This window comes from Gilliamella sp. LMG 34362, assembly GCF_984569125.1.
On the sequence record NZ_OZ474902.1, the window covers coordinates 2,077,215 to 2,096,627 of the forward strand.

General features: G+C 33.8%; 13 protein-coding genes. 3 read left to right on the plus strand and 10 right to left on the minus strand.

Annotation, left to right across the window (positions count from 1 at the left end; all coding sequences use genetic code 11):
* Positions 1–50 precede the first annotated feature (50 nt).
* A complete protein-coding gene (locus AC5LWZ_RS09585; RefSeq protein ID WP_110447440.1) occupies positions 51–2,012 on the minus strand; it encodes a glycoside hydrolase family 3 protein in 1,962 nt (653 codons plus the stop codon).
* Between the two features lie 395 nt (positions 2,013–2,407).
* Between AC5LWZ_RS09585 and AC5LWZ_RS09590 the strand changes: the two genes are divergently transcribed.
* Positions 2,408–3,364, plus strand: coding sequence for a tetratricopeptide repeat protein (locus tag AC5LWZ_RS09590; RefSeq protein WP_493463588.1), 957 nt, complete (start codon positions 2,408–2,410; stop codon positions 3,362–3,364).
* A gap of 36 nt (positions 3,365–3,400) precedes the next feature.
* On the opposite strand, the gene AC5LWZ_RS09595 is transcribed toward AC5LWZ_RS09590, so the two are convergent.
* The 3 genes from AC5LWZ_RS09595 to AC5LWZ_RS09605 all read right to left on the minus strand — a co-directional run bounded on the left by AC5LWZ_RS09595 (position 3,401) and on the right by AC5LWZ_RS09605 (position 6,594).
* The gene (locus AC5LWZ_RS09595; RefSeq protein WP_173795321.1) at positions 3,401–4,027 is read right to left on the minus strand and encodes a LysE/ArgO family amino acid transporter; all 627 of its coding nucleotides are present in this window, start codon (positions 4,025–4,027) and stop codon (positions 3,401–3,403) included.
* A gap of 688 nt (positions 4,028–4,715) precedes the next feature.
* Complete coding sequence (locus tag AC5LWZ_RS09600; RefSeq protein WP_198200513.1) at positions 4,716–6,062, minus strand: APC family permease; 1,347 nt, start codon at positions 6,060–6,062, stop codon at positions 4,716–4,718.
* Between the two features lie 112 nt (positions 6,063–6,174).
* On the minus strand, positions 6,175–6,594 hold the full coding sequence (locus tag AC5LWZ_RS09605; RefSeq protein ID WP_110447437.1) for an OsmC family protein: 420 nt from the start codon (positions 6,592–6,594) through the stop codon (positions 6,175–6,177).
* A gap of 276 nt (positions 6,595–6,870) precedes the next feature.
* On the opposite strand from AC5LWZ_RS09605, the gene AC5LWZ_RS09610 reads away from it, so the two are divergent.
* Positions 6,871–7,677 (plus strand): sulfite exporter TauE/SafE family protein, encoded by an 807-nt coding sequence (locus AC5LWZ_RS09610; RefSeq protein WP_198200515.1) that lies wholly within the window; start codon positions 6,871–6,873, stop codon positions 7,675–7,677.
* A gap of 141 nt (positions 7,678–7,818) precedes the next feature.
* Here the strand turns inward: AC5LWZ_RS09610 and AC5LWZ_RS09615 are convergent, their stop codons facing one another.
* The 6 genes from AC5LWZ_RS09615 to AC5LWZ_RS09640 form a co-directional block, all read right to left on the minus strand.
* Entirely contained in the window at positions 7,819–9,162 is a 1,344-nt protein-coding gene (locus AC5LWZ_RS09615; RefSeq protein WP_493463589.1) for a hypothetical protein, read from the minus strand.
* Between the two features lie 690 nt (positions 9,163–9,852).
* A complete protein-coding gene (locus tag AC5LWZ_RS09620) occupies positions 9,853–11,319 on the minus strand; it encodes a hypothetical protein (RefSeq protein ID WP_493463590.1) in 1,467 nt (488 codons plus the stop codon).
* A 352-nt stretch (positions 11,320–11,671) separates the two neighbouring features.
* The gene (locus AC5LWZ_RS09625) at positions 11,672–13,054 is read right to left on the minus strand and encodes a hypothetical protein (RefSeq protein WP_493463591.1); all 1,383 of its coding nucleotides are present in this window, start codon (positions 13,052–13,054) and stop codon (positions 11,672–11,674) included.
* A gap of 608 nt (positions 13,055–13,662) precedes the next feature.
* The gene (locus AC5LWZ_RS09630; protein ID WP_493463592.1) at positions 13,663–14,997 is read right to left on the minus strand and encodes a hypothetical protein; all 1,335 of its coding nucleotides are present in this window, start codon (positions 14,995–14,997) and stop codon (positions 13,663–13,665) included.
* 766 nt (positions 14,998–15,763) lie between these two features.
* Positions 15,764–16,837, minus strand: coding sequence for a lytic murein transglycosylase B (gene mltB / locus AC5LWZ_RS09635; RefSeq protein WP_198200523.1), 1,074 nt, complete (start codon positions 16,835–16,837; stop codon positions 15,764–15,766).
* Positions 16,838–16,892: 55 nt separating this feature from the next.
* Positions 16,893–17,882, minus strand: coding sequence for a 2-hydroxyacid dehydrogenase (locus tag AC5LWZ_RS09640; protein ID WP_363317486.1), 990 nt, complete (start codon positions 17,880–17,882; stop codon positions 16,893–16,895).
* A 266-nt stretch (positions 17,883–18,148) separates the two neighbouring features.
* Here AC5LWZ_RS09640 and AC5LWZ_RS09645 point away from each other — a divergent pair, with 266 nt between their 5' ends.
* On the plus strand, positions 18,149–19,411 hold the full coding sequence (locus AC5LWZ_RS09645) for an AmpG family muropeptide MFS transporter (RefSeq protein ID WP_198220705.1): 1,263 nt from the start codon (positions 18,149–18,151) through the stop codon (positions 19,409–19,411).
* Positions 19,412–19,413: the final 2 nt, after the last annotated feature.

Sequence of the window (19,413 nt, forward strand, 5' to 3'; positions counted from 1 at the left end):
AATAATTGTGCTATTGCCTTAACATAATTCAATAGCACAAAATAGACGACTTAAAGCGTTAAACCATAACCTAATGGATATAATGCCTGCATATCGTTTGCTAAATCAGAAGATTGTTTTATAACACTATCCATTGAGTCTGGTAATGCAAATGGTAATTTAGCGCTGAATGGTTTACTATCTAATAAACGTTTAAATAACACATCATCATTTACACCAAAATTTGCAACCACTGCATTTGCTATTTGTTTTACTGGAGTTAAAACTGCCGGTCTATCTAAATAAACAGTGACAACAACGGGATGTTTTTTACTTGCTTCATTAATAAATTTTATATCTTTATCATCAGCAGTATATTCTAATGAACCTTCATGATATCTTGCACCAAAGAAGTAATTTTTATGTTTTTGTTCATAAGGCGCATTAACTCTAGCAACAACCACATCAGCTTGATCCAATTTATCAACAATAGTAATTTTACCTTTTAAGGAGTTTTTAGCATCCTCAGTAAAACCATATAAATAGACTTTACTACTGGATTTCAATGGCAGAATCTTATCTTTATTTTCTAATAAAACCAATGAATCAAATTGCGCTTTATCAGCAACTTTTTGGAAATCTTGATTACCAACAAAACGGCTTGCTTCAGTAGGATCCACATAAGGATTTTCAAATTGTCCTAAAGCAAATTTTTGCGTCAAGATTGCTAAAACTGCACTATCAATAGTTTTTTCATCCAGTTTATTGTTTTTTACAGCTGACACAATAACAGAGCTATCACTCACTCCACCAAATTGTTGAACACCGGCTTGAATAGCTTTAATAAAACGTTGCTCAACAGTGAGATCTTCTACTCCCCATGGCATTCCTTCCGCTTTAGGCGCTATATCAGGTGGGTTACCGTTGATACAAACTTCATTACAATCTTTTGTAATATTCCAATCACTAATAATCACCCCTTTAAATTGATAAGTATCTCTTAATAGATCTTTCAATAAATAGCGATTAAAACCTCCGCCGACAGGTTCAATTTTATGATCATTTAATTGGGCATTTTTTAAAATAGAATAAGTCGGCATAATTGCAGCTACATTGACCTCAAATGCGCCAGTGAATGGTATGATATGTTGTTCTAAACTGTTTTTATGAGTATAGAGTGCATATTTACCATAAGAGTTATGACTATCTAACCCCTCTTCTGCAGCACCATAACCAACCCAATGTTTAACGACGGCAGCCACACTTTGTGAATTTAAGCCAAGTTTGCCATTTTGCATACCTGAAATATAACCTCGCACCATACTTTTACTTAGCATTGGATCTTCGCCAAATGTACCTTCAAAACGAGACCAACGTGGTTCGGTTCCCAAATCTGCCATGGGAGATAAAGCCTGAGTTACCCCTAGTGAACGATACTCTTGTCGAATAATGTTTCCGTACTCATTTATAATAGACTCGTTACCAATCGCAGCCATGCCTAATGTTCCTGGCCATTGGCTAAATCCAGCGTTACTCGTTACTTTATTGCCATAATAGAAAGTGTTTCGCGGATCAACACTAATGGTCAGAGGAATAGCCAGACGAGAGGACTCTGCAATTTGTTGTAATTGATTATTTTGCTCAGCAAAATCTTTTGGATTCACTTCTAAACGAGTAATTAAACTATTTACCTTATCATCAAGCACTAACTGTTTAATTTCTTCTAAATTATACTTATCTCCATGACCAAGCTCATCGCCTAAACTTTTGGCATTACCATGCATCATCAGCCCTGCTTTTTCTTCTAACGACAATTTGCTAAGTAGATCTTTAGCACGAACTTCAGGCGACAAACGCCAATCTTCAAAAGGAGACAATTTGCCATCTTTATCAAAGTCTTTAAATTCTAGATTATCAATTACAATTTTCTTTAATTGATGACTTTTAATCTCAACCTGCTCAATAGCAACTGCTTGACCAACAGCCAAAGCTGCACTAACCAATAATGCTAATTTCACTCGTTTGTTTGTCATAAGAACTCCTTGCCTATTTACTCAGTATCCAATTAATTTTGCATACCCGCTAAAACTGATATTCCCTAGTTGTTAATATATTTGGCTTTCTTAAAGCAAAAAAACCTAAACACCTCATTGAGTAAGATGTTTAGGTTTTGCCCGAATAGTTATGTCAACTAAACAGTAACAATCCAAATTTATAAATTAGCATAATATTAAAAACTTACTTTTGTTATAAACAAAAAATATTATAATTGTGATAAATATCACGTTATTATTAGATAATTTCAGCATATTCTAGTTATACATGTAATGGTAATAATTTTTAATGCCAATTAGTTTATTAAAGATCCATATATAAATGTATTTAGTAACAATAAATATTAAATTTTAGGGACAAATAAGGTGAAACAGTGACCAGATTAATAGTAATGATTAGCTTATTTTTATTTGCAATAAATACCAGCTTTGCAGTTGAAAATATTGAGGCTTTTTTTGATGAGCAATATAAAAAAGCAACGCAGCAAAATGATGCTGAAGCTCAATTCTATTTAGGCCGCATGTATCTAAAGGGTGAAGGAGTTAAACAAGATTTTACCAAGGCAAAGGAATGGTTTGAAAAAGCAACAGAACAACATCATATGAGTGCACAAGCAGTTTTGGGTTCAATGTACTTTTTTGGTTATGGAATTGATAAAAATAAACAAAAAGGTAAAGAACTGATTGAAGAATCAGCATTAAGTGGAGATCCCATCGGTCAATTTTACTTTGGTGTTCTATATGAAGAAGCCGAACCCCAAAAGACATACAAAGGAATTGAAAAAAATATAGATGATAGAGGTTTTTATCAAGACTTTGTCAAAGCTAGAGAATGGTATGAAAAAGCCGCACAACAAGGAAATATGCAAGCAACTTATAATTTAGGCGTTCTTTATGCAAATGGTCGTGGTGTTGAAAAAGATGAATTTAAAGCAAGAAAATATTATGAAATAGCTGCAAAAGGTGGTGATCGTCATGCAAAGCATAATTTGGCTATAATGTACTACAATGGTTATGCTGGACTAACCAAAGATTTGGCTAAAGGTGTAAAATTGGATATCGAAGCTGCCAAACAAGGATCACCATTAGCACAATACAATTTAGGCTTATTTTTCTATGAAGGTACTTATTTTAAGCAAGACTATACCAAAGCCAGAAAATCATTTGAGTTTGCAGCCGCTCAAAACGAAGCAGGCTCCCAATACATGTTAGCAATTATCTATGAACAAGGGCTGGGAGTTGATAAAGATCCAGAACGAGCCAAACATTATTATTATCTAGCTTGCCAAAATGGCTATGAAGAAAGTTGTACTCAAGCTAATGCTAATTGATTTTCAAGTTGAATGTTGTGGGGAAATTAACAACATTCAACTGCCATAAATAACATAAAAAATAAGTCGGTAAGCAATATAGAACATTACGACGCCTACAATTGAGTCCAATATAACCCACATTCTTTTTTGTTTAAATAATGGTATAAGTAACCTAGCACCGTAACCAATACCAAAAAACCAAATAAAAGAAACACAAACAGCACCAATTAAAAATGCCCATTTTTGCTCAGTTGATAAAGTGCCAGCTATACCACCAACAATTACAATTGTATCTAAATAAACATGGGGATTAAGTAAAGTAACAGCCAAAGTAGACAATATAACCTTAGTTAACGCATTCTTTTGTTGCTGAGTAGAATCAATTTGCATAGTGCTGTTACCTTGTATTGCACTCTTGCAGGCATTAAATCCATACCAAATCAAAAATAAAGCGCCTAAAATGGCAAGCACGTCGGTTATGATAGGATTACGACTAATAAATGCTCCGACTCCCCAAATACCGATAGCCATCAAAGTAAAATCACAGATAAAACAAATACCAGCGACAAAAAAGATATGATTTTTTAATAACCCCTGTTTAAGTACAAACAAATTTTGTGCACCAATAGCTATAATCAAACTTGCCGAAATCATCGAGCCACGTAATATTTCTGTCAGCATTGAACTTAACATCGTAAATAAGAAGCATTATACAAAAAGGTTATGAGTATAACTATTAAAACAACAATGATTATGCATCCTTTATAAAAAAACAGTGATACAATTATTAATTATTAAAAATCTAGAAGTTAACTAATCAAAATATGATTAATTAAAAAAGTACACAAGAAAGTTTTATTATCTTTGAGTTTATTATCTTATTTAGCACAAATACAATTATCAGCTTATTTGTAGATTGGTAAAAGCGGTAGTATTCTCTATTAAGCTTATAGCAAACATTGTTAGATAAATTGCAAGGTAACTATCAATAAAGAAACTGATTAACTATTTTGCTATCTTCCTGTTATTCGTTACAGTAAAACTTATGATTACTTGAGGAAGAGGTTAAAAAACCCCTTTCCTCAAATTTTTTGGCTTAAAAATGCTTTTAAAACATTTTATCAGTTATAAATTCAGACAACTAACAGCTTGATTAAACATTAACACAGCAACAATAAAGCATTAAATAGAAGATGAATATCCATAATTATCATTTAGCTGTCATCAATACTCTTGCTCATCAATAAAAAATTACCATTAACCCCAAAAAATAGCAAAAAGTAAATTGCCGTGCTAAATAGATATAACAGACAATTTTTTCAGATTTTATAAAAAATTTTGCATCTAAAATGATTAAACAAAATCTTGATTATTTATTTGCTTCTAACCAACCGATTTGGCCTTGATTTTTACTTAAAATAAGAATAATCACTCCTATAATTAACCAAATACCACCAATAATTTTTGCATAATTATCAATATGTAACAACACAGGTAACAATACGACAATGCCAATAATAGGGATTAAAATATCAAATAAATTAGCTCGCCAACCATTCGAACGTTTTTTAAATTTAAAATAACCTATTACTGATACATGTAACATAATAAATGCACATAAAGCACCAACATCGACAAATGAAACTAACATTGGTAATCCCTTAGCATGATTGGCAGCAATAAATACCAACAATAGATTAAACAATGCAGAAAATAAAATTGCTCTCGAAGGCACACCACTTTTCTTACCAATCTTAGCAAAAAAAGCAGGTAATCTTTTATCTCGCCCCATACTAAATAATAGACGACTTGCCGCAGCTTGACCGACCATAGCGGCAAATGATGCCCCGACAGCTTTCATTAAACTAAGAGACCATCCTAACCATAAATTAATTTCATTATTAACTATATTATAATAAGCTTTGCCTTGTAGCTCAGGATGGTTACGTAAATATTCGCTATCATAAGGATTAAGTAAAGCTCCAATATAAATTTGTATTACAAATAAACAACCAGCAAGAATTAAACAGCTAATAATAGCTTTACTTACTAAGTTTCGCTTACCACTGTGTTCTTCTGAAAAAGTTGCTATAGCATCGAACCCTAAATAAGAAAGCACAGCAATAGAGACCGCATTAAAAAGGCTACTCCAATTAAATAACTCACCACCAATAAACGGAGTAAGCCAATCTTGTTTAGTTCCATGCGTGGTAATAATCCAAATACCAACTAAAAGCACAGCAAACAGGACTGCAATCTCAACGACTAAGATAACTAATGTGATTCTAGCCGATTTTTTAACACCAATTAAATTAAGCATGGTAGTGATAACTACTGCAAAACAGGTCCATATCCAAACAGGAACTTCTGGAATTAAGGCATTTAATGAAATACCACTAAATAAATAGGCAACAGCAGGAATAAACAGATAGTCTAGTAGAAGTAACCAACCTACAAGAAATCCAGCATTAGGATGAATACCAATAGAACAATAAGCATATACAGCGCCTGCATGGGGCAAAGCATTTGACATTCTTGCATAAGAAAATGCCGTAAACGCCATCACAAAAGTCGCAACAATATAAACTAGTGCAATGGCACCATCGCTTATAACATCTAAAACTCCAAATAGCCCTACTGGAGCTGCGGGGCCAATAAAAAGCAATCCCAAAATAACTAAATCTCGAAACCGCATATTTTTACTTAATTGTTGCATAATCACTCTCGTTGTTTTCTTCCTGATAAAGGATGAAATCTTAAAGGATTAATGCAATTCAGACTAATATCAGCTGGTTATTTATTTATAACTATCAGTTATAAAAAAGTTATTAAACATGATCCCTTATTTCATAAGTGTAGGACATTTTGGCTGTCTTACCTAACATAATTGAAGCACTACAATATTTTTCAGATGCAAGTTTAATCGCCTTTTCAACAGCCTCGTTATCGATATTATTACCAGTAATTACAATATGAAAATTAATTGAGGTATACACTTTTGGCGAAGAGGTGGCTTGAGTTTTATCAATGTCGATCCAAAGATCTCGAACATCCTTTTTATTATTTTTCAAAATAGCAATAATGTCGTAAGCCATACAACCTGCAGCACCATGTAACAAAAGCTCCATAGGTCTCGCACCACGGTTTCGACCACCATGTTCAATACCGCCATCCATTACTAAGGAGTGCCCACTTGCAGTTTCAGCTAAAAAACCAAACTCATCAATCCATTTCAAACGATCTTTCATTATTTTCCCCTTTCATCAAAAATTAACTAAACATATTTATTCATATTAATTGCTAAATAACATAAGTCTTTTTAAACGATATGTCATCTTTTGAATTATTTTTTCTGATATAAGTCATCAATAATTAACTAGCTACTAGTATTTTTAGCTAGCCTCAGTACAATATTGCCATAGTACATAACCAATACTATTTTAAATAAACTTGCCAAAAAACTTATTATAACTATTAAATAATCAAATAATTAGTTTTATGAATGCACAACTTAAGGATAGAGTATGATTGTTGAATTTATTATCTTGCTTTGTATAGGCGCATTGGCTGGGTTACTTGCAGGTATGTTCGGTATTGGTGGTGGAGCATTAATTGTGCCTGCATTACTTATGCTACTCGATTATTTTGGTCATGGTGGGCAATGGATAAACCATATCGCAGTGGCCTCATCTTTAGCAACGATCATTGGTACTAGCTTATCATCAAGTTGGGTTCAGAATAAAAATAATAATATTGTCTGGTCGATCTTAAAAAAGATGGTATTAGGTTGCATTATTGGCACTATTGGCGGATCCTACATGACACCTTATATTCCCGGTATTTGGCTCAAATGGATTTTTATTGTTTTCCTCATCTATACAGGCAGTAAATTTATTCTAAAAACTGGAAAAGTTGCGAAAAAACAAAATAGCCAAGCGACATTATTACCTAACACAATCTATATCTTCATCGGCGGATTAATTGGTGTATTCGCCGCATTAGTTGGTGTAGGTGGTGGTGTGTTAGTGGTACCTTTTTTAAAGAAATGCGGCGTGGATATGCGAAAAGCGATCGGTACTTCTGCGGCATTTACCTTACCTGTAGCCTTAGGTGGTACTATTGGTTATATCATTGCTGGATGGAATATCAAAGAACTGCCAGAATACAGTTTAGGTTTCGTCTATTTACCCGCAGTATTATCAATTATGTTAGCTAGCATACCCATGGCAAAAGTCGGAGTTCAAATTGCTCAAAAATTATCAATAAATAAACTAATTAGATATTTTGGTATCTTCTTATTATTAATTTCAGTCAAACTAATCGTTTCTTAATTTATACTTAAAATCCCTGTTCTCAAAAATATTAACCGCTCTTATTTAGAGCGGTTAATATGACTTCTCTATTTATCCTAAACAAGAATAATTTTACGTGACTCTATTTTAGTTATTCAATCTCGATTCAAGAAACAACAACTAAGATGAAGTACACAGAGCATAAAAACTGTAGGGTTCGTAAAAGTCAATAGCTGGATTGTACATATAAACATCCCCTCCATACGGGTAAACAATAAACTGCTCACTTCCTGATTGATCTCTAGTCCAATACAAATAATAATGACCTGTACCCGCACCAATGTAGTTGGTTAGGTATCCCCATTCAGTAAAAAATCCAGCATTTATTCGACGCTGGTAGTAATTACCAGTAGATGAAGGTATGGCTCCGATAGCACCCTGACAGTTATCACCACTCCATGGCCCTGAACAAACCGCATTAGTTAAATCCTTAACTTGAGGTACACTGTAACCAATACTCCTACACCATGATAATGCTAAACTATAATTAGAACTTTTATTACCTCGATTGATGAACCATTTCTTTAATTGAAAACCATATTTAAGAATTTCATTATCTAAACTATCTCTACCAACCAACTCGAATGTCTGAGGTAAAGAAGGTCTATATATAATACCAGGAGAATCTGATTGCCATTGAGCTTCGTTAGCAACAGGACCGGTAAGTGTAACGCGAACAGTGGTACCGGAAGAGTTCGGCGTCATGGTCGCGGTTATTCCATCGTGAGTAACCGGATCCCATCTCAATGCCCCTACACCACCAATATCTAAATCAAAATATAGATTATTAGCACCAGTTGTTGGGAAATTCAAACCATAAGATGAAGGATCCCTAGACTGCACAATAAAACCTTTATTCGGATCCCACATTGAAGCCGGACCACGAAAGTCTATACCACTAATCTCAGTATCTGAACCATATCTCAATGTAGGTTTCGCAAAACAGACCTTTGGACGATCTTTAGGATTAATATAATAAGTCGCACTACCACCACTAAAATCACTACTATTAGGTACACCATACTGGGTAGATAATGTACCACCATCACTACTCAATACCACTTTATAAGGTGCATTACAAATATCTAATGCGGTATTACGCAGTACTTTTTTATTATTTTTATCAGTAATGGTAAGCGTTAAATTACCTGTTACTGCAATACCATTACTGCCTTGACCATCGCCATCATCATCCCCCCAATAATTATAGGGCGCTCCAATAAGCGTATTTAATGCAATTGAGTCCGCATTGGTTGGTACTAACATATTGACATTAATTAATGTCTCATTCATTTCGGGCAATACAATTGGGTTGGTTGCTGAATTATTATTTGGCGAATAAGTTCTACCATCAGATAAACTGATACCAAGTAAATTACTCATATCAGTAACGCGACTTTGACCATCATCGAAAGTTAAATAAGGTGCATTACCATGAATAAAATTCGTTGTACTCGTCGTCAAAGCATAGCTACTAAATGGAAGTGATAAAAAAAATAGTACTGGAACTAAATAGAGTGGACTTGATAAAAATAAACTTGAAAATAAGGTTAGTTTTACAGGTTTGGTGTTTGGTGTTTGGTGTTAAAATTATAATGCATCGCGACAATCCTGTCAAGTAACTTAATGTTTAATTTGAACTTTCCTTGCTCAAATAGCGAAATAATAATCTATATAATCACTTTTTGCAGTGAACGGCAAAAGTATAATTACTGCGAAAAACTATGCAACAATTTTTTTCTAAAAAATGTTAACTTTTGTAAATATACTTAATTAGTGTTTCAATGAAATTACTATTGGTACATGATATTTCATGTGATTTTAGATTTTAAAGATCCTAGTATCTAAAAACACCGTTCCTCAAAATTTAATCCCCCTAAATCGAAATAGAAATATGCCAGTTCTATTGAATTTTAAGCAGCCATTATTGGCTGCTCGGACTCTGAGGCTCCATACCATTAAGGATAGGTGCACACTCCATCGTGACCATAATCTAAACTAAAACGATTAATATAACCACTACTAGCGAGAACGACAAAATTATCATTACCGGTACGATCATCTATCCATATGATAATTTTATTTATCTTAAACTCGAATAATTCTATTTGATTCTATTTGTACTATATTACTTATCAAACCTAGAATTGATAACTAAGGTAATAAGCAAATACCATAAACACTGTAAGATGAATAACCAGCCCAAAACACATGCCCACCATCAGAGCTAACATCTAACCGTTCGTTACCCCCAAGTTCACTCGTCCAATAGTAATCACTATGACCAAAATTAGCGTCCGTGTAATAATACATGAATCCCCATTCAGAAAAAAATCCTGCCCCTATTGTGCGTTGGTAATGATTACCGGAGGAAGGAGGCATCCCACCTTCCATATCCTTACAACGAGAGTGACTCCATATACCCTCACAAACTGAATTAGTTAAATCTTTTACTGTAGGAATACGATAACCTATATTACTACACCATGAAGAAGTACTTTCATAAATGTATTTGTTAACGCCTCGATTGATAAACCATTGCTTTAATTGAAAACCATATTTAAGAATTTCATTATCTAAACTATCTCTACCAACCAACTCGAATGCCTGAGGTAAAGAAGGTCTATATATAATACCAGGAGAATCTGATTGCCATTGGGCTTCGTTAGCAACAGGACCAGTGAGTGTAACACGAACAGTGGTACCGGAGGAGTTCGGCGTCATGGTCGCGGTTATTCCATCGTGAGTAACCGGATCCCATCTCAATGGCCCTACACCACCAATATCTAAATCAAAATATAGATTATTAGCACCAGTTGTTGGGAAATTCAAACCATAAGATAATGGATCCCTAGACTGCACAATAAAACCTTTATTCGGATCCCACATTGAAGCCGGACCACGAAAGTCTATACCTCTAATCTCAGTATCTGAACCATATCTCAATGTAGGTTTCGCAAAACAGACCTTTGGACGATCTTTAGGATTAATATAATAAGTCGCACTACCACCACTAAAATCACTACTATTAGGTACACCATACTGGGTAGATAATGTACCACCATCACTACTCAATACCACTTTATAAGGTGCATTACAAATATCTAATGCGGTATTACGCAGTACTTTTTGATTATTTTTATCAGTAATGGTGAGCGTTAAATTACCTGTTACTGCAATACCATTACTGCCTTGACCATCGCCATCATCATCCCCCCAATAATTATAGGGCGCTCCAATAAGCGTATTTAATGCGATTGAGTCCGCATTGGTTGGTACTAACATATTAACATTAATTAATGTCTCATTTATATCCGGCAATACAATCGGATTGGTCGCTGAATTATTATTTGGCGAATAAGTTCTACCGTCAGATAAGCTGATACCAAGTAAATTACTCATATCAGTAACGTGAGTTTGGCCATCATCGAAAGTTAAATAAGGTGCATTACCATGAATAAAATTCGTTGTACTCGTCGTCAAAGCGTGGCAACTAAATGGAAGTGATAAAAAAAATAGTACTGAAACTAAATAGAGTGGACTTGATAAAAATAAACTTGAAAATAAGGTTAGTTTTACAGGTTTGGTGTTTGGTGTTAAAATTATAATCCATTGCGACAATCCTGTCAATTAAATTAATGTTTAATTTGAACTTTCCTTGCTCAAACAGCTAAATAATAATCTATCTAATCACTTTTTGTAGTGAACGGAAAGAGTATAATTACTGGGAAAAACTATGCAACAATTTTTTTCTAAAAAATGTTAACTTTTGTAAATATACTCAATTAGTATATTAATGAAATTACTATTGGTACATGATATTGTGGTGATTTTAGATTTTAAAGATCTTTGTATCTAAAAACACCGTTCCTCAAAATTTAATCCCCCTAAATCGAAATAGAAATATGCCAGTTCTATTGAATTTTAAGCAGCCATTATTTATTGGCTGCTCGGGCTCTGAGGCTCCATATCATTAAGGATAGGTACACACTCCATCGTGACCATAATCCAAACTAAAACGATTGATATAACCACTACTAGAGGATACGACAAAATTATCATTACCGATAGGATCACTTGTCCAATAGGCATGGCCAATGCTTGAATTAGAACTATTCTGCTTACCTTGAGCATTACTATCATGATAGTCTGAGTCAAAGTTAGCTCCCGTGTAGTTATTCATGTAGCCCCACTCCGAAAACAATCCCCCACCAATTCTACGTTGGTAATTATTGTTAAGTGATGATGGTTTAACACCCACAGCACCTTGACAATGAGAACCAGAACCTTTGCCATTACAAGATGCGTTAGTTAAATCCTGAACCTTTACGATACGATAACCGATACTATTACACCATGACAATGTATTTGAATAGTTTTGATAAACAGTTCCACGATTAACGAACCATTTTTTTATTTGAAAGCCATACTTAACCACTACATTACCTTTACTATCTTTACCAGCTAATTCAAATGTCTGTGGTAATGTTGGTTTTGTAATACGAGCTGGTGAATCTAACCTCCATTGTGATTCATTCGCAAAAGGACCTGTCAATTTAACACGAACACTAGTACCAGATGAATTAGGTGTTATGGTAGCAGTAATACCACCTCGAGAAATAGGACTCGCCCATGATAAAGAGTTTTTACCAGCTAATTTTAAATAAAAATACAAATTGTTAGCACCAGTTGTAGGGAAATTTAAACCGTAAGATGAAGGATCCTTAGACTGCGGAATAAAACCTTCATTCGGATTCCACATTGAAGCTGGACCACCAAAGTCTGTACCTTTAATCACCTTATCCGATCCAAATTTCAATTCAGGACGAACAAAGCATAATTTTGGCAGCGCCTTAGGGTTAATGTAATAAGTCGCACGACTAGCATTAAAATTAGTACTATTAGGTACACCATACTGGGTAGATAATGTACCACCATCACTACTTAATACGACCTTATAAGGTGCATTACAGATATCTAATGCGGTATTACGCAGTACTTTTTTATTATTTTTATCAGTAATGGTAAGGGTTAAATTACCTGTTACTGCAATACCATTACTACCTTGACCATCGCCATCATCATCCCCCCAATAATTATAGGGTGCTCCAATAAGCGTATTTAATGCGATTGAGTTCACATTGGTTGGTACTAACATATTAACATTAATTAATGTCTCATTCATTTCGGGCAATACAATTGGGTTGGTTGCTGAATTATTATTTGGCGAATAAGTTCTACCATCAGATAAACTGATACCAAGTAAATTACTCATATCAGTAACGCGAGTTTGACCATCATCGAAAGTTAAATAAGGTGCATTACCATGAATAAAATTCGTTGTACTCGTCGTCAAAGCATGGCTACTAAATGGAAGTGATAAAAAAAATAGTACTGGAACTAAATAGAGTGGACTTGATAAAAATAAACTTAAAAATAAGGTTGGTTTTACAGGTTTGGTGTTTGGTGTTTGGTGTTAAAATTATAATGCATTGCGACAACCCCTGTCAAGTAACTTAATGTTTAATTTGAACTTTCCCTGCTCAAATAGCTAAATAATAATCTATCTAATCACTTTTTGTGAGTAAACGGGAAAAGTATAATTACTAGGAAAAACTATGCAACAATTTTTTTTCCTAAAAATTGTTAACTTTTGTAAATAATTGCTCATATACTTATCAAGTAAGTATTTATTTTATAAGATTTAAACGATTGAACCTATTATTATTTTTTTGATGTCATTCTCAAAGATTGTTGCTTTTTAATATGATTTCCAAATATTTCTAGGCATCTTAATTATGTAATTTGAAAAAAATAGACACTAATGACTAATACACAATAAAAATCACTATTAATATAATAACTGTTCATCTTTTTCTAATTGATTTCCTTGATCTTTAGCATTCTGTCCTAAAGTTAACCATTAAATATTCATATCGATTTATGATAGCTAATAATGCAATCTTAAGGCATAGAACACGTCCCCCTTAAGGTTGTCTCGCTAGAATGATTCCTATTTACATGACCATTGTTAGGATAAACTGAAAACTGGATACCATCCGAAGTAATATCGCTAGTCCAATAGTTGTATCGATAATCATCAACACTGGCATTAAAATAAAAATCCATGTACCCCCACTCGGAAAAAAAACCTGAACCGATTCTACGTTGGTAATTATTACCAGTTGATGGTGGTTTAGCCGCGACAGAACCTTGACAATGACTACCGCTCCATACGCCAGTACAAATAGCATTAGTTAAGTCTTTAACCTGTACCATCCGATAACCGATACTGTCACACCATGATAATGTATTAAAATAATTGCGATAAACAGTTCTACGATTAACGAACCATTGTTTTAACTGAAAACCATATTTAATAATTGCATTACCTAAACTATCTCTACCAACCAACTCGAATGTCTGAGGTAAAGAAGGTCTATATATAATACCGGGAGAATCCGATTCCGATTGAACTTCGTTTGCTGCAGGACCGGTAAGTGTAACACGAACATAGCTACCGGAAGAGTTCGGCGTCATGGTCGCGGTTACTCCATCATGAGTAACCGGATCCCATCTCAATGCCCCTACACCACCAATATCTAAATCAAAATATAGATTATTAGCACCAGTTGTTGGGAAATTCAAACCATAAGATGATGGATCCGTAGACTGCACAATAAAACCTCTACTTGGATCCCACATTGAAGCCGGACCGCGAAAGTCTATGTCACTAATCTCAGTATTTGAACCATATGTTAATATTGGCCTAGCAAAACAGGTCTTTGGACGATCTTTAGGATTAATGTAATAAGTCGCACTACCACCACTAAAATCACTACTATTAGGCATACCATACTGGGTAGATAATGTACCACCATCACTACTCAATACGACTTTATAAGGTGCATTACAAATATCTAATGCGGTATTACGCAGTACTTTTTGATTATTTTTATCAGTAATGGTGAGCGTTAAATTACCAGTCACTGCAATACCATTACTGCCTTGGCCATCGCCATCATCATCTCCCCAATAATTATAGGGCGCTCCAATAAGCGTATTTAATGCGATTGAGTCCACATTGGTTGGTACTAACATATTAACATTAATTAATGTTTCATTTATATCCGGCAATACAATCGGATTGGTCGCTGAATTATTATTTGGTAAATAAGTTCTACCATCAGATAAGCTGATACCAAGTAAATTACTCATATCAGTAACGCGAGTTTGACCATCATCGAAGGTTAAATAAGGTGCATTACCATGAACAAAATTCGTTGTACTCGTCGTCAAAGCGTAGCTATTAAATGGAAGTGATAAAAAAAATAGTACTGGAACTAAATAGAGTGGACTTGATAAAAATAAACTTGAAAATAAAGTTAGTTTTACAGGTTTGGTGTTTGGTGTTTGGTGTTAAAATTATAATGCATCGCGACAATCCTGTCAATTAAATTAATGTTTAATTTGAACTTTCCTTGCTCAAATAACTAAATAATAATCTATCTAATCACTTTTTGCAGTGAACGGAAAAAGTATAATTACTGGGAAAAACTATGCAACAATTTTTTAGGCTAAAAATTGTTAAGTTTTGTAAAAAAAAATTGTTTCGATGCAGAATGAATCGATCTTAATTCTAAGCTATTAAGATAATCTTAAACCATTTTATCGTTCTAAGTTTGATTATTAAAAGAGTTTAAGTTTTAGCTAGATTATTTTATTTTCGTAGAATTATTATTAATACAGCTAAACAAAAATAATCATTATATGATTAATTATTTTTTTATTAAGTTCTAATAAAGCATTCTTTGATATTTTCCATCCTAAATGCCATTGATTATCAGCACACGTAAAAACATAAACCTCAGAACATTATTTTTTTAGCAATAAAATATTGTGGGAATCGATAGTATTTTTGCAAGCATCTAGAATAGTTATTTACTTTGATTTAACTAATTTTCAGGTTATAAAAACCCCTCTCCTCAATTTTTGAGTGGCGTTTACAGGAATTAATAAAAAAGGTCGCAAATTGCGACCTACAGTTTTTGGATTTTGCGTTATTTTATCTGGCTTGTTTAACCGCTAATCCTAATTGCCATACCGCCATCGCATAATGTGTACTATGATTATAACGAGTAATGACATAAAAATTAGGTAAACCATACCAAAATTGATAACTATCACCCATATCTAAACGTAACAAACTAACTTCTTTATGGCCTTCTAAGGAGCTTTTCGGTTTTAGTCCTGATTTAGCCAAATGCTCAATTGAATATTTGGTACTAAAACCTGTATCCAGAGAAAGCGCTTGCCCATCAGCAACTACAGCAACTTTTCTATTGCGTTGCCAACCATGTGATTTGAAATAATTAGCCACACTACCAATCGCATCAACAGGATCCCATAAATCAATATGACCATCATGATTAAAGTCAACCGCATGATTTCTAAATGCTGATGGCATAAACTGACCATATCCCATAGCACCTGCAAATGATCCATTTAAATCAAAAGGATCCACTCCTTCATCACGACACATAATTAAAAAATCTTCCAATTCTTTAGCAAAATATTGTGATCTTCTAGGATAGTGGAATGCTAGCGTTGATAATGCATCAATTATTTTTGTTTTGCCCATTACTCGTCCCCAACCTGTCTCAACGCCAATAATACCGACGATGATTTCAGGTGGTACACCATATTCTTTATATGCTCGTTGTAAATCTTTATCATATTTATTCCAAAAATCAACACCTTTAGGCAAATTATTTGGTGTAATGAATTTATTTTTATAGCGAATCCAAGCGCCATTCGGTACATTTGAAGAGCCTGATTTAGGTGCTTGTTTATCCATTAAACCAATTACCCAATCAAGTTTGTTTGTCTGTTCTAAAACTGTACGAAGTTGTTGACGATTAAAACCATGTTTTTTTACCATCATGGCAATAAACTTTTCTTTATCAACAGATAAAGGTGCACTATCAGGTTTCGGCTGTTCATGCTGTTTCTCTAAATAAACACCACCTTTTACATCTGAATGTCCTCGATGTTTCTGCATTGGAGTTTTAGAAGAACCGCCACTAGAACAAGCAGCAAGCCATAAAATCATCATGAGACAAATAACGATACGTTGCATAAATCATCCATATTTAATTAATTAAAATAACGGCGACATATTAAATTATTTCTTGTTATTTAACAATATTTTGACATTCTTTGCCTTCTGAAATTTGGGCAATATTATTTAATGTTGTATCGGAAATATTTAACAATGCTTCTTGGGTTAAAAATGCTTGATGACCAGTGAATAACACGTTATGACATGATGATAAACGACGGAATACATCATCTAAAATAACATCGTTGGATTTATCTTCGAAAAACAGATCACGTTCGTTTTCATACACATCCATCCCTAATGCACCAATTTTAGTTTGTTTTAACGCTTCAATGGCTGCTGTTGCATCTAATAAACCACCACGGCTGGTATTAATAATCATCACACCTTTTTTCATTTTGTCAAATGCCTCTTTATTGAGCAAATGATAATTTTCTGGTGACATCGGACAATGTAAAGTAATCACGTCTGATTTAGCATACAGTTCATCTAACTGAACATACTGTGCACCTAACTCAACAACGATATCATTAGGATAAGGATCATAAGCTAAAATATTCATGCCAAATCCTTTTAGAATACGAGTAACAGCTTGACCTATTTTACCTGTGCCAATAACCCCAGCGGTACGATTATGCATATTAAAACCTGTCAATCCTTCTAAAGAAAAGTTGGCATCACGTGTACGTTGATAAGCTTTATGTGTTCTACGGTTTAATGTCATCATTAATGCAACAGCATGTTCAGCCACAGCCTCTGGCGAATAAGCAGGAACACGCACTACAGTAATACCTAATTTTTTAGCTTCAGCTAGATCGACATTATCAAAACCAGCGCAGCGCAAAGCTAAAATTTTGATTCCATAATGAGCCAATTTTTGTAATACTCGTTTATCCACTTCATCATTTACAAAAACACATACAGCATCATATCCTTCAGCAGTAACCACCGTTTTATGACTTAATTTATGTTCATAATATTCAATTTCAAATCCGAAATGTTTATTTGCAATTTCTAGATGTTCTCTGTCGTAATGTTTACTGCTAAAAACAGCAACTTTCACAGTTTTTTTCATAACGGCTACTCCCTTTTAAGGTAACTTTATATATAATTTTTTATTTTAAATGATGATTGAAAAACATTGTCACATGCTAATTTTGACAACATTGAATACTGAAATTTGATTTAATTGGTTTTTTAGCCTTAAAAAAACTGGGCATCAACAAATCTATATTATAGTAAAACGTTTTATGATGGCTTTAGCAATTACTTTTTATATTATTATGCTATGATAGCACCTCACTAAAAACTCACCAATAATATTAAATAATGAATAATCCGCAAGATTCTATTTTCAAAACTATTTTTAATACAAAAATGCTAATCTGCATTTTCACTGGTTTTGCATCCGGATTGCCCTTTTATTTATTAATTCAACTATTACCTGCATGGCTGGCTAGCGAAGATATCAACATAAAAACCATTGGCATTTTCTCTTTAACCCAGATGCCATATATTTTCAAATTTATCTGGGCGCCATTTATGGATAATATTTCTCTATTCAAACTTGGGCGACGTCGAGGTTGGATGTTTATTTCACAACTAGTTTTACTCTTTTCGATTGCGATTTTAGGTATTTTCTCCCCAAAGTTAGATATTTGGTTAATCGCTAATATCTGTTTTATTATCGCACTCTTTTCAGCAACCCAAGACATTGCTTTAGACGCTTTTCGACGTGAATTATTACTCGATAAAGAACTTGGATTAGGTAACAGTATTCATACTAATGCTTATCGTATTGCCGGATTGGTGCCAGGCTCACTATCATTAATACTATCAAATTATTTACCTTGGAACAGTGTTTTTCTCATTACTGCATTATTTATGTTACCAGCAATTATTATGACATTACTGGTCAAAGAACCAATCAATCAAATTCCCAAGACTCATAGTTTAGATGAAATTATTATTAAACCTTTTAGTGAATTTATTACACGCCAAGGTGTTAAAAGTGCCGTATTGATTTTAGCTTTTATCTTTTTATATAAATTAGGGGACAGCATGGCAACGTCCTTAGCTACCCCATTTTATCTAAAAATGGGCTTTAGCCGTTTTGATGTGGGTTGGATTGCTAAAAATGCATCATTATGGCCAAGTGTTTTTGGTGCTCTAATTGGCGGTATATTAATGATAAAAATAGGAATTAATCGCGCTTTATGGTGTTTTGGTTTTGTCCAAGTTATCTCTATTTTAGGTTTTGCTTGGTTATCGATCGAAGGGCCTTTTGATGAGATCAATACACATCAAAAAATTTTATTAGCATTAGTCATTGGATTTGAAGCATTAGGTGTAGGCCTTGGCTCAGCAGCATTTGTTGCTTTTATCGCTAAGACCACAAATCCATTATATACTGCAACACAGTTTGCGTTATTTACCAGTATTGCCTCTATTCCTCGAACACTTATTAATTCGACAACAGGAATTATGGTCGATTATTTAGGCTGGACAAGCTTTTTCGGTTTATGTACGATGCTAGCCATACCTGGTATGGTGTTATTATTAAAAGTTGCGCCATGGAATTTAAAATCTTAGGA